At 37.6% G+C, this 12,709-nt stretch carries 12 protein-coding genes; 8 read left to right on the forward strand and 4 right to left on the reverse strand.

What is annotated here, in order from left to right; genetic code table 11:
• Positions 1-71 precede the first annotated feature (71 nt).
• Positions 72-1,322, reverse strand: a complete 1,251-nt coding sequence (locus ACFYKT_RS16105) for a CdaR family transcriptional regulator (RefSeq protein WP_389221706.1) — start codon at positions 1,320-1,322, stop codon at positions 72-74.
• Between the two features lie 190 nt (positions 1,323-1,512).
• On the opposite strand from ACFYKT_RS16105, the gene ACFYKT_RS16110 reads away from it, so the two are divergent.
• Both ACFYKT_RS16110 and ACFYKT_RS16115 read left to right on the forward strand, forming a co-directional pair.
• Positions 1,513-2,679 (forward strand): NAD(P)/FAD-dependent oxidoreductase, encoded by a 1,167-nt coding sequence (locus tag ACFYKT_RS16110; protein ID WP_389221708.1) that lies wholly within the window; start codon positions 1,513-1,515, stop codon positions 2,677-2,679.
• A gap of 91 nt (positions 2,680-2,770) precedes the next feature.
• Positions 2,771-3,565, forward strand: coding sequence for an aspartate/glutamate racemase family protein (locus tag ACFYKT_RS16115; RefSeq protein ID WP_389221710.1), 795 nt, complete (start codon positions 2,771-2,773; stop codon positions 3,563-3,565).
• Between the two features lie 282 nt (positions 3,566-3,847).
• On the opposite strand, the gene ACFYKT_RS16120 is transcribed toward ACFYKT_RS16115, so the two are convergent.
• From ACFYKT_RS16120 to ACFYKT_RS16130, 3 genes are all read right to left on the reverse strand, one after another.
• On the reverse strand, positions 3,848-3,955 hold the full coding sequence (locus tag ACFYKT_RS16120; RefSeq protein ID WP_389221712.1) for a MetS family NSS transporter small subunit: 108 nt from the start codon (positions 3,953-3,955) through the stop codon (positions 3,848-3,850).
• Positions 3,955-5,484, reverse strand: coding sequence for a sodium-dependent transporter (locus ACFYKT_RS16125; RefSeq protein ID WP_389221714.1), 1,530 nt, complete (start codon positions 5,482-5,484; stop codon positions 3,955-3,957). The genes ACFYKT_RS16120 and ACFYKT_RS16125 overlap by 1 nt, the downstream gene beginning before the upstream one ends.
• A gap of 465 nt (positions 5,485-5,949) precedes the next feature.
• The gene (locus tag ACFYKT_RS16130) at positions 5,950-7,170 is read right to left on the reverse strand and encodes a CdaR family transcriptional regulator (RefSeq protein WP_389221716.1); all 1,221 of its coding nucleotides are present in this window, start codon (positions 7,168-7,170) and stop codon (positions 5,950-5,952) included.
• A 192-nt stretch (positions 7,171-7,362) separates the two neighbouring features.
• Between ACFYKT_RS16130 and ACFYKT_RS16135 the strand changes: the two genes are divergently transcribed.
• The 6 genes from ACFYKT_RS16135 to ACFYKT_RS16160 all read left to right on the forward strand — a co-directional run bounded on the left by ACFYKT_RS16135 (position 7,363) and on the right by ACFYKT_RS16160 (position 12,697).
• Positions 7,363-8,535: a saccharopine dehydrogenase family protein gene (locus ACFYKT_RS16135; RefSeq protein WP_389221718.1), complete on the forward strand. Its 1,173-nt coding sequence runs from the start codon at positions 7,363-7,365 to the stop codon at positions 8,533-8,535.
• Positions 8,536-8,784: 249 nt separating this feature from the next.
• Positions 8,785-9,651 carry a 3-hydroxyacyl-CoA dehydrogenase gene (locus tag ACFYKT_RS16140; protein ID WP_389221720.1) on the forward strand — a complete coding sequence of 289 codons (867 nt, stop codon included), beginning with the start codon at positions 8,785-8,787 and terminating at the stop codon, positions 9,649-9,651.
• 22 nt (positions 9,652-9,673) lie between these two features.
• Positions 9,674-10,435, forward strand: coding sequence for an IclR family transcriptional regulator (locus ACFYKT_RS16145; protein WP_389221722.1), 762 nt, complete (start codon positions 9,674-9,676; stop codon positions 10,433-10,435).
• Between the two features lie 110 nt (positions 10,436-10,545).
• Positions 10,546-11,262 carry a CoA transferase subunit A gene (locus tag ACFYKT_RS16150; RefSeq protein WP_389221724.1) on the forward strand — a complete coding sequence of 239 codons (717 nt, stop codon included), beginning with the start codon at positions 10,546-10,548 and terminating at the stop codon, positions 11,260-11,262.
• The gene (locus ACFYKT_RS16155) at positions 11,240-11,905 is read left to right on the forward strand and encodes a 3-oxoacid CoA-transferase subunit B (RefSeq protein WP_389221726.1); all 666 of its coding nucleotides are present in this window, start codon (positions 11,240-11,242) and stop codon (positions 11,903-11,905) included. The genes ACFYKT_RS16150 and ACFYKT_RS16155 overlap by 23 nt, the downstream gene beginning before the upstream one ends.
• Positions 11,906-11,920: 15 nt before the next feature.
• Entirely contained in the window at positions 11,921-12,697 is a 777-nt protein-coding gene (locus ACFYKT_RS16160) for an enoyl-CoA hydratase/isomerase family protein (protein ID WP_389221728.1), read from the forward strand.
• Positions 12,698-12,709 lie beyond the last annotated feature (12 nt).

Consider the following 12,709-nt stretch of genomic DNA (forward strand, 5'->3'; position numbering starts at 1 on the left):
TAAGAATCTAAAAAACCCTTTTTACTTCAAAAGGGTTTTTTTGGTTCCATATTTTCTTCCTATTATCATTTTTAATTATAAAAAATTCCTTCCTTATCATCCTCCTGGAGAATAGGTGATTTTTCATCGGTTTCCGAGTTTTTGATGGCAAAATATAGAAGAAGACAATGCTCAAACTTGGCAAAATCTAATGTTGTTAATTCTTTTATTTTCTCTAGTCGATAGACTAATGAATTCCGATGGAGAAATAATATACGTGCCGTTTCACTTAGATTCATATTACATCTGCAGTAGGTCATAAATGTACTTGATAATGTGGGGTAATTAGCATGATTGAAAAAGTGACCAATTTTATCAGCGAATCTCTCTGCGACATATGGAGAGAAAGCTTCTCCGAGTAGTTCAAGCATAATATTCCAATCGTTATAATGATAAATCTCAGGAGAAATAGTAGTCTTCTTTCCAGCTGTTAAGGCTTGTAAAGAATCATGATAGGATTTTTGTATTCCTTCGAGGCCGCTATGTATACTACCTATTGAAATACTTGCCGTTACATTGTGCTTAGACTTTAGGAATTGTTTGAATCGAAGTATTTTATTTTCCATTCTTTTGATAAAGGAATCTGTCTGGCAGTCATGATTAATGGATTTAATAACAATGAATTGATCAAGTGTTAATAAAGAAATCAAGTCCTCCTGACTATCAATAAAGTAATATCTTAATAGAGCAATAATATGATTCTGAAGAAATTGCCAAGATGAACCTTCCGGGTACTGTTGGTTGGAAGAAGGATCGGATAGAAAATCAATTTCAATCAGAAAACATATGCGCTTTACATCGGAGTCTAGATTGAAGCCAAGCATTTTTCCATACCTAACAATGTAATCTGAATCCTCTGTACTCTTTAGATTCAAAAGATAGTGGATCAAATTGTCAAAAGTTTTCGATTCGAGGATACTCATTTCTTTCTTCATATGTTCGTGACACATTAGCTCAACATGACTTTTTACAAGTTGGGCGTATTTTTTTACCTCTGAAGGATCGCCAACGATTCCAAGAACACCAATCGCTTCATTATTAATTATGATTGGGGTTGCTACACCTGGCAGCACATTCTTAAGATTCTTCACTTCGCTTATCTCATAGCAAATGGTTTCTTTCCTTTTCAAAACATCGATGGATGCCTGATGGTAGCTTCCTATTCGCAATGGATCATTTGAACCAATAATATATCCTTTTTCATCAGTGATACTAATTGGAAACCCAATAATATCTGTTGTATTTTTGACGATCGTTTGTGATATATCTTCTAAAAAGACCAAGTGGTCCACCCCTTTCAGATTTAGGTCCAATAGTTAAAGGATTCTCCATAAATCTTTATATCCCTTGTATAATTTTACTATTAAAAATATTTTTTATATTCATATTTTCATGAAAATTACACATATCCCATTGTCTCCAATATTAGTACATTAATAATAAGAAATTTCATTTTAGAAAGGTGGTTCATTCATGCAAAACAAGGCAGATATTATCATTATTGGCGGTGGAGTCATCGGTTCAAGTATTGCCTATAATCTATTGAATGATGGATTTACCGGTAAAGTTGTAGTCTTTGAAAAGGATGGGATATATGAATTTGCATCTACACCAAGAAGTGCTGGGGGCTTTAGACAGCTGTATACAACAGCGGTGAATATTCAGTTAAGCAAATATAGTCTGCAAATTTATAAAAACTTTTCAAAGACGATGGCTATTGATGAAGAGGAAGTTGAAATTGATTTTAAGCAAAGAGGATATTTATTCCTTGCTGTAGATGAAATGATGCCTCGATTTGAGAAGCATATGAAACTTCAAAATGAAAACGGTGTCAATTCTCAGCTGCTACAAAAAAGTGATTTATTAAATATTATTCCAGAGCTTAATGTTGAGGATATTGCGGGAGGACTTTACTGCTCTGAAAGTGGTTATCTTGATCCATATTCAGTTATGCAAGGGTATATAAGGTATGCGAAGAAGCTGGGTGCGGAGTACGTATATGATGAAGTGTCTAGTTTACTAACGGATCAGGATCAAATTAAAGGTGTAAAGCTTGCTGACGGGCGTGAATATCATGCGCCAATTGTTGTAAATTGTGCTGGTGCTTGGGCCTCGTTCTTAAGTGAAAACGCCAATCTGCCTCTGCCAGTCGTTCCATTGCCAAGACAAATTTTCCAATTTGATATTGAGAAGCCGTTGCAAAAGTATCTGCCATTAACAATGGATCCAACAGGTGTGTATTTCAGACATGAAGGAGAGAAATTCATTGCCGGTTACGCAGAGGAAATAAAACCGAAAATTGATTTCAAATGGAGAAGATCAGATTTTATTGATAATATTTGGCCAATCTTAGCAAATCGAATTGAAAACTTTGAAAAGGCGAAAATCGAAAGAGGCTGGTCAGGTTTGTATGATTTTAATACGAAAGACCATAATGCTATTTTGGGAGAGTACCCAAAAATGAAAGGCTACTTTGTTGCTTTTGGGTTTAGTGGCCATGGGATGCAGCAAGCGCCAGCTGTTGGAAAATGCCTTTCAGAGCTTATTCGAACAGGAAGATATGAATCACTTGATTTAACTGCATTGAGGGTGGAGCGTTTTGAGGAAAATGATTTAATTATTGAAGATGCAATCTATTAAATAGCTATGGTTTCATGAACTTAGACAAAAAGAAGTCCATACTTTTTGTCTATTGTCCGTTTTGAACTAAACAAAAGGAGATAGATATCTTTTGACAACTCAAAAAAATATAGCAAGTGCTGTTGATAATTGTATCGTACCAAAAATGAGGAGTACGATTGTTTCCCAAAAAAAGGGACAATATGTTTCAGGTTTTTCAGTTGGGATCCTGTATTTAGACAATTGCTGGTACCCTGTTATTCCTGGAAATGTTGCCAATCTATTAACCTATGACTTTCCAGTCCAGTTAAAGGTTGTTCCAGACTGTAACACGGCTAGTCTGCTGTCAGGAGATCGTTCTTTATTAGATTCAATCATTCAAGCAGCAAAGGAACTTGAGGCAGAGGGGGCAAGAGCGATTTGCGCAGCGTGCGGGTTTTTCGGCAATTTTCAGGATAAAGTAGCTGAAGCTGTTGATATTCCTGTATACCTGTCAAGCATTATTCAAGTTCCATGGATAAAAACAGGGTTAAAGCAGTCTCAAAAAATTGGCGTATTAACTGCATATGCGGATGGGTTAACAGAAGAGCTGTATGCAAGCTGTAGTGTAACCGATTCGAAGGATTTGGTTATTAAGGATTTAAGCAAGGAAGATGAATTTTCAGCAATTATTGAAAATCGCGGATCATTTGATAATGAAAAGGTGCGTCAAGAGGTCGTGGGGGCTGCAATTAGCTTAGTTACAGAAAATCCTGATATTGGGGCTATTCTATTAGAATGCAGTGATATGCCGCCATATGCAGCTGATGTGCAAAGAGCTGTAGGGCTCCCTGTCTATGATTTTATATCAATGATTAATTGGGTTCATTTTGCGGCTAGTCAAAGGCGATATCAAGATATATATTAAATCAACCTCTACTCACGAATGTTAATTAGCAGTAAATAAAAAACCAGTTGGGGATCTATTAATCTCAACTGGTTTTTTCGTTATCTAGGAAATTATAAATTTAGATGTTGTGGATAACTTTGCGACAAGTTTGTCTACGTCCAGCTCCAGCGCCTACCCCCTCGAGGTCACAAGCCAATCCTCTCAGAAAGGTAAAGGACACCTTTCCGTGAGGCTCGTCTTGTGCTTGTCGGGGGTGATCAAGGCGCTTGCACATTTGTACTTATTGTGTATATCTAAGTTTCAATCTTTATTATTCTTAAGTGATAATGTTCTGTAAATCATTATGGAAAAGCCACCCCAGAAGACCCCTAGAATTAATACCATCATGATAATTGCGGAAATACCCACTACATTCCCTCCTTGATATCGTTATTCACATCTGGAGCAGTTGTATATTCGGAAGCATCCAATCCTTCCTCTTTCACCGAACTTCTAAGTCTCTTTTTAAAACGGAGCAGTAATGGAGCGAGTATACAAGCAATCCCTATCTGCAATACAACTGTACCAACATTGGATTCTTCAAATGGTTTCCACCATGAATCTGGGTACCAAGTGGTTGCCTGGTATAACCACCATATTGTTACGACGGCAAATAATACGGGGATACAATAATTAATCGAGTAAGCCCACCAATTATTAACTTTAATAAAACTTACATCATTTATTTCATCCTTCATTTTTGTGACACCATATTTAATGGCTGCAAAGGCATAAAGGAAACAGGATAATAATAGCCCAACTCCCCATACCCAATCCTGATTATTGAATACTGACATATTAAGCGCGGAAGGGACTCCGCCAATGAAAATCAATACTGTTGAGATCAAAATGGCTTTATTTCTTTTGATTCCATGGTCAGAAATATTTCTTGTAACCAATTCGACCATTGCAACAAGGGAAGTGAAAGCAGCAAAGGCTAACGCTCCAAAGAAGGCAACCCCAAAGATATATGTTTGTGGCATTACATTAATTAATTCAACCATGTAAATAAAAGTTAAACCAACATTTCCTGAACTAGTTGCCTGCGAGATGTATTCAGGAGAAGGAGCTAAGGCAAAGATGGCCGGGATGATAGTCATTCCAGCTAATAACTCTACTGAGTTGTTGCCAAGTCCAGCAGTAAGTGAATTTTGTGCAATATCATCACGTTTTCTTGTATAAATAGCATAGGTGGCATATAATCCCCAACCGGCTCCAACAGACCATGCGGACTGAGATAGTGCTTCTAGCCATGTAGTGGCTTTGCCTAAATACTCCCACTGTGGTGTAAACATATAAGAAAGTCCTTCTAGTGCTCCTGGTAAAGTAATGGAGCGAATGGCAGTGAATATGAGCAGAAGGAATAATAATGGAAGGAATATTTTGGACATTCTTTCAATACCTTTGTTCACTCCGATGTAAACGACAGCACCTGAAACCCCGATTGCAAGTAAATGGAAGAGGACAGGTTCCGTAGGATTTCCGACAAAGCCCTCCCATAATGCTGTTGAGTCAACATTATTAGAGAATGTACCTTTCATAGCTAAGAAGAAATATTTGAATGTCCAACCGACAACAACTGAATAGTAAAAAGTAATGCCAAGAAGAACGATAGTGATGAATGGACCAAACCATGCAAACTTTTCACCAATAAATTGACGGAATGACCCAATCGTTCCCATTCGGGTTCTTCTACCAATATAAATTTCTACCATAATTAGCGGCAATGACCAGAGAAATAGGAATACGGCCCAACCGATTAGAAATGATCCACCTCCATGTTCAGCAACCATTCGTGGAAATCTCCAAATATTCCCTGTACCTACGGCCATTCCCATTGCTGCTAATATAAAACCAATTCTAGAAGACCAGATTACTTGATTTTGATTATGCTTCACATATCTCACCCCTTCATATAAATAACGACGTGTTTTAAAAAGTAATGCAAACATACAGTGTTGATGAATAATGAAGACATCCATGACTAGGTGTTAAATTTCTGTGAATGAAAACCGTTGACAAATAGGGTTAATTGCAGCGAAAGGTGCGGGACTCCTGTTCAGAGGAGTGGGACAGTTGAGACCCCTTAAATGAAGGGCTTATAACTAGAAATAGAAAGCGGTTACAGAATTGCAGATCACCACACTTATTTGATTATTTTTTATTTTCGGAAAAATCTATTTTTATTATATCTTTTGCTTGTCAAATAGATTATGTACAAAACTAATAAAAAATGATAAGAGAACCTCTGAATTTTCTTGCACTTTTACTAAGGTATTTATGGTGGAATTATGCAACAATGAAGGAGAATTATTGAGGGCTAAATGTATGGATATCGTAAAGGAAGCCAAAAAGCGAATATACTATTGTACATTCGCTTTAAATTTGGATATTCCTTCAACTTTTTGTTCTTCATAGCATTGAATGGCTGTGTAAAGTAACATGCAATGTTCGAAATTACTTGTATCAAGGGAAGTGATTTCACGGATCTTTTCAAGCCGGTAAATAATCGTATTTCTATGAACATACAAATTTCGTGATGCTTCACTTAGCTTCATATTATATTTGCAAAAAGCAGTAAAGGTTGCTGCTAATACTTCATAGCTATCATGTTCAAACAAAGGGATAATCGATTGTAGTAGCTTCTTCTGATAATCAGAAGAAAGTTCTCTAGGAAGCTGATGCAGCATCATTTCATGTTCATTATATAAGTAAATACCACTATTTTGTTCTGAATTTCTTTTTAGCCTCATTGTATTCATTGCATTCATATACGATTCAGAAACTTCCTCAATGTTACGGCTAATATTCCCAACTGAAAGCCATGCGGATACATGATATTTCTTTTCAAGAAATAAATTAATCTTATTGAGCTTTTCTTCAAGACTATCAATAAAGGATGAATAGGACTGATGGAAAGGAAGAGACTTAAGGACAATAAAATGATTAGGTAAAAACGAACAAATATCACCTTTATTTTCATAAAATAGTAAATGGAGAAAATCCAACACTTCCCTTTGGAAATTCTGAAAGGAAGAATGTTTAAATGCCCCCTCTTTCTTTCTATCAGCAGATAGTTTATTAATATCAATCAATAAACATACCCGTTCTATATTAGTGTCGAATTCAAGTAGTTTCGCATATTGTAATAGATTGGCTGGATCATCATCCTGTTTATAGTGGATCATTTGATGGACAAAGACTTCGACCATCTTTTCCTTAAGCTCAACCATCTCTTTCCGAAATGCCTCTTGACACATCATTTCCACTTGATTCTTTACTAATTGGCCATATTTCTCCACTTCCCTAGGTTCACCGACGATGCCTAAGACACCAATTATTTTATGATTGAATTTGATCGGGACAGATACGCCAGGCAATATCTTCTTTTCAATCTCGCTTCTGCAGTCGACCATTATATTTTTCTTAATCACTTCAAGGGAAGGCTGATGAAAAAGTCCAATTCGACTTTTATCAGTAGCGCCGATAATATAGCCTTCGTGATCAGTGATACTAATTGGATAGGGCAAAATTTCACTTGTCTGTTCAACGATATCTTGTGCGATATGTTTAAGGATCCTCATCAAATACATTCCTTCCTTTTGGATAAAAAAACAAATATTTATTATTTAGTCTACCTATTTTTGTTTAAATTGTACATATTGTTGTGAAAATTTATAATATACAATTAAGTTATTGCTATTGATTTTTTTATCATGTAACCGCCTTCATATTTCATTAGGGGAGGCTGATTAATAAAATGAGGGGGATTTATAATGAGGGTAGCCGTACTAGGATCTGGATTAATGGGGAAAGAAGCGGCACGTGATTTAGTCCAAAGTGAAGGAGTAGAAGCGGTCGGATTAGCAGATATTGATTTAGCACGAGCCCAAAAAGTGTGCAACCAATTACAATCAGCTAAGATTAGTGCCTATTGTGTTGATGCTGGCAATCAAGAGGAGCTGGCACAATTTATAGGGCAGTATGATGTTGTTGTAAATGCTCTTTTCTACTCCTTTAATGAAATTGTTGCAAAAGCTGCTATACAGATGGGAGTAAGCTCTGTTGACCTTGGCGGACATATCGGCCATATTACAGATCGGATTTTGGAGCTTAAAGAAGAGGCAACAGCTGCTCATTCAACAATCATTCCTGATTTGGGTGTTGCCCCAGGTATGATAAATATTCTTGCAGGCTTTGGTGTAAGCAAATTGGATACGACAGACTCTATTAAAATGTATGTGGGTGGACTCCCAGCTCAACCTAAACCTCCATTAGAATATAATCATGTTTTTTCAATGGAAGGATTATTTGACCACTATACAGACCCTTCATTAATTATTCGTAACGGAGTGAAACAAGAAGTACCTTCCTTATCAGAGGTAGAACGTATTTATTTTGATCAATTTGGTCCTCTTGAAGCTTTCCATACTTCTGGTGGAACTTCTACCTTATCCTATTCATATCCATCATTAGATGAGCTTGAATATAAGACGATCCGCTATCCAGGCCATGCGGAGAAATTCAAATTGCTTGTGGACTTAAATCTTACCCGCAATGATTATGAAGTCGAGGTTAAGGGGCAAAAAGTAAGCCCGCGTGAGGTATTATTAAAGGTTCTTGATCCGATTGTGGACTTAAAGGACAAGGACGATGTTGTATTGCTTCGTGTTATTGTTTCAGGGGAAAAGAATGGGGTAAAAACAACGTATGAGTATGAAATGACAACCTTTAAGGATAGAGAAAATCAAGTAACAGCTATGGCAAGGGCAACTGCCAATACAATTTCTGTAGTGGCACAAATGATCGGAAACGGAACCATTGTCAAAAAAGGAGTCCATCCTCCAGAGCAAATCGTACCTGGTAAAGAATATATTGAAGAAATGGCCAAGCGAAATATCATTATTACTGAATTGATGAAAGAGGAAAAGTCAGAAGTGAATGCATAAATATCTACGGTGCCCCTGTAAATTAATTTTTCAGGGGCTTTACTTATTCCTCATAAGAAATATTTATAAGCATCTGCTCATAAAGTAGTATGTAAAAGTCAGTCTGCCTCATTATCAAAATTCCAAACTATATAAATATCCACCGCTTACCCCTGCATATTTTTGTAGAAAATGCACATAGATTAATAGAGTGTTCAACAACGATAATGGAGGCAATAGAGTAACTTATCTTAGAGAGGAGTTAGAAATATGAAATATCTTTCGGTAATTGGCTCGGGAACGATGGGAAGAGGAATTGCCTATACGGCAGCTTTAAGCGGATTCCATGTTACCTTGCATGATGTAAAAGATGAGAGTCTTGTTCAAGCAAAAAGTTATATTGCTGATGAAATGAAAAAAAGCGCATCACGAGGGTTCATTGATCCAGCAATCGTCGATGAAGCTCTTGCCAATATCACGTACACTACTTTTTTAGAGAAAGCAGCGGAACAAGCGGATATCGTTATTGAGGCTGTTTATGAAAATATAACCTTGAAAATGGATATTTTTAAAACACTCGATAAGCATTGTCAAAGTCATACGATCCTAGCTTCTAACACATCAACGTTAAGTCCTACAGAAATAGCCTCTCAAACAAACAGACCTGATAAATGTATTGCCATGCATTTTTTCAACCCCGTGCATAAGATGAAATTAATCGAAATTATTCGAGGCCTTGATACTTCTGATGAAACAGTCCAATTAGCAAAAGCAGTGGGTGCAAGATTAGGAAAAGAAACGGTGGAAGTCAATGAATTTCCTGGATTTGTCACAAGCCGGATGAACTGCTTGATTGGTAATGAAGCAATGAATATGTTAATGGAAGGCGTTGCTTCCGCAGAAGACATCGACAAAGCGATGAAGCTAGGATTAAATCATCCGATGGGACCTCTTGAGCTGGCTGATTTAGTTGGTTTAGATACACGACTAAGAAATATGGAATATTTATATCAAACGCTTGGTGAAAAGTATCGTCCTTGTCCATTACTAATCAAATATGTGAAAGCAGGAAGACTTGGTCGAAAGTCGGGTCAAGGCTTTTATTCCTATCAAACAGAACCTGTATTAAAAAAGTAAACATTAGACATGAGGGATTCCCATGAATCAAAGTGTCATTAAAGCATTAAGACTTCTGCAATATTTCTCCTTAGAAACACCTAAATTATCACTAGCTGATATTGCCAGATATTCCGGACTAACAAAACCTACTGCTTACCGATTATTGAAATCTCTAGAAGAAGAGGGATTCCTAACAAGAAATGATCATAATCCTGATGATAAGGACTACATGCTAGGACTTCGCTTATTTGAATTAGGAAACATTGTAGCCGAAGGAATGGAACTGCGAAAAATCGCCCTTCCCTATATGGAGCGATTGCGGAATGAAATGAATGAAGTCGTCCATCTTGTCATTCTTGATCGGAAGGAAGCTGTATATGTGGAGAGGGTCGAAACAGACCAGCCTGTTAAGCTGTTTACAAGAATAGGACTAAGAACCCCATTATATGCTGGTTCTGCCCCTCGATTATTGCTGGCATTTATGAAAGAAAGTGAAAGAGAACAGATTTTGAATGAAATGAAGATTGCCCCTTTCACCGAATCAACGGTGAAAAGCATTGATGAATTACGCTCCCTGCTAGATGACATTAAAGCAAACGGATACTCAGTCAGCTATGGTGAATTTGTCCCAGGAACATTAGGCATGTCTGTTCCAATTAAGAATCACACGGCAACTGTCATTGCATCCTTGACAGTCGTCATACCTGGTGACAATTTTTCCGAAGAAAAGAAAAGTGAAATGATTAGCCAGCTGCAATTTATTGCCAATGAAATATCGAGAAAATGCGGGTATTGTCTTTAAAAATTAGAAAGCGAAAGTAAAACAGCCTATGAACTGAAATAGGTTTTTCATTTGATCAATTAATGAAACGCCATTTCAAATAACGAAACAGCTTGAAGGGAGGAAAGATAATGGTTTATTCCGTTTATAAAGATAAAGTGAAAAGTCCCGAAGAGGCAATTGGGGAAATTCAAGATGGTGACACATTATTGGTCGGTGGTTTCGGACTTTGTGGAACGCCGTTCACATTAATTGATACGATTGCAAGGCAAACAGAGGCAAGGAATTTAACTGTTATCAGTAATAATCTTGGCGAAGCTGGTAAAGGTCTAGGAAAACTACTTCCAACAGGACATTTGAAGAAGGCTGTTGGATCTTATTTCACCTCCAATCGAGATGCCGTAAAGGCTTGGAAAAAAGGAGAACTAGAAATTGAATTGATTCCTCAAGGGACACTTGCTGAAGCCATTCGGGCAGGAGGAGCTGGCATTGCTGGGTTTTATATAAAAACCGCGGTTGGAACTGAATTGGCCATCGGTAAAGAAGAGAAAATTTTTAACAATGAACGCTATATATTAATTGAAGGAATTCGAGCGAAGGTTGCCTTAATAAAGGCGTGGAAAGCAGACCGTTTAGGGAATCTCATCTATACAAAGTCAGCAAGAAATTTTAATCCGATGATGGCTACCGCAGCTGATATCGTGATTGCTGAAGTGGATGAAATTGTTGAAGTCGGTGAATTAGATCCAGAAAAAATTGTCACCCCGCATAATTATGTAGATCTGATTGTAGAAAGCAGATATGAGAAGTCAGGGGGTGTATATATTGAAAAATCTACAGGATATTAAGGTCAGAATTGCCAAGAGAATTAGCAAGGAGCTAAAGGGAGGATCTGTCGTCAATCTTGGGGTCGGGATCCCGACTTTAATCCCGGATTATTTAGACCCTAATCAGCAAGTTTTTCTGCAATCTGAAAATGGAATGCTTGGGATGGGTCCTACACCACCAAAGGATGAAATTGATATGGATTGCATTAGTGCAAGTAAGCACCCAGTTATTCTTGACCCAGGCGCGTCCATATTTTCGTCTTCAGATTCATTCGTCATGATTCGTGGGGGGCATATAGATGTGGCTGTATTGGGAGCCTTGCAGGTCAGTGAAAGAGGAGAAATTGCCAATTGGGCCATTCCTGGTACAGACATTCTTGGAGTAGGCGGAGCGATGGATCTCATTCCAGGAGCTAAGAAAATCATCATTGCGATTACTCATCTATCAAAGGATTTAACACCTAAACTTGTAAAAGAACTTACCTATCCGAGCAGTGGCATTCGTTCGGCTGAAATGGTCGTTACTGAAAAGGGCGTATTTACGATACAGGATGGAGAAATGACTTTAGAAGAAATCGCGGAAGATACTACCATTGAAGAAATAAGAAATACAACAGGTGCAAGATTTAAAATCTCCGAAAATCTTAAAAGTATGACTGTATAAGGGAGGAGTAAATAATTGGACTATCAATATATTAAAACAGAAATAAATAACCGCGTAGGGACAATCATGATCGATCGCCCAGAAGTACGAAATGCATTGAATCTTGACACACTGAAAGAAATTGAAACAGTACTAGAAGAATGGCGAAATAATGATCAGGTATTAGTCGTTATTTTTAGAGGCTCGGGAGAGAAGTCATTTGCGGCAGGTGCTGATATTGCCCAGCTGCAAAAACGGACGATGCTAGAAGCACTACAGCCTAATATGACAGCTGTTTATCGCAAAATTGAAGAATATGAAAAGGCAACAATTGCTGCCATTAACGGATATGCTCTTGGTGGTGGACTGGAACTCGCATTAGCTTGCGATATTCGTATTGCAGCTAAACACGCCAAACTTGGCTTGCCAGAATTAAACTTGGCGATTATTCCTGGTGCAGGCGGTACACAGCGATTATCACGATTAGTCGGAAAAGGAAAAGCAATCGAAATGATCTTAACTGGCGATATTCTCACAGCTGAGAAAGCTGAGAGTATTGGTTTAATAAGCAAGGCTGTTGCATCGGATGAGCTTATGGCAGAGGCAAAAGAAATGGCTGATAAGATTTTGAAAAAGGGACCTTTAGCAGTAAGGCTTGCGAAGACAGTCATCCATCAAGGGGCTGATATAGATATGGGAACCGCTCTTTTGCTAGAGAAGTTCGCTCAAACCATTCTGATGGGTTCAGAAGACAAATATGAAGGAACTCAAGCCTTTTTAGAAAAAAGAGCACCTGAATTTACAGGGAAATAATAGGAGGAGAGA

Source organism: Cytobacillus mangrovibacter, assembly GCF_042865275.1.
In the GTDB taxonomy this organism is placed as follows: Bacteria; Bacillota; Bacilli; order Bacillales; family Cytobacillaceae; genus Cytobacillus; species Cytobacillus mangrovibacter.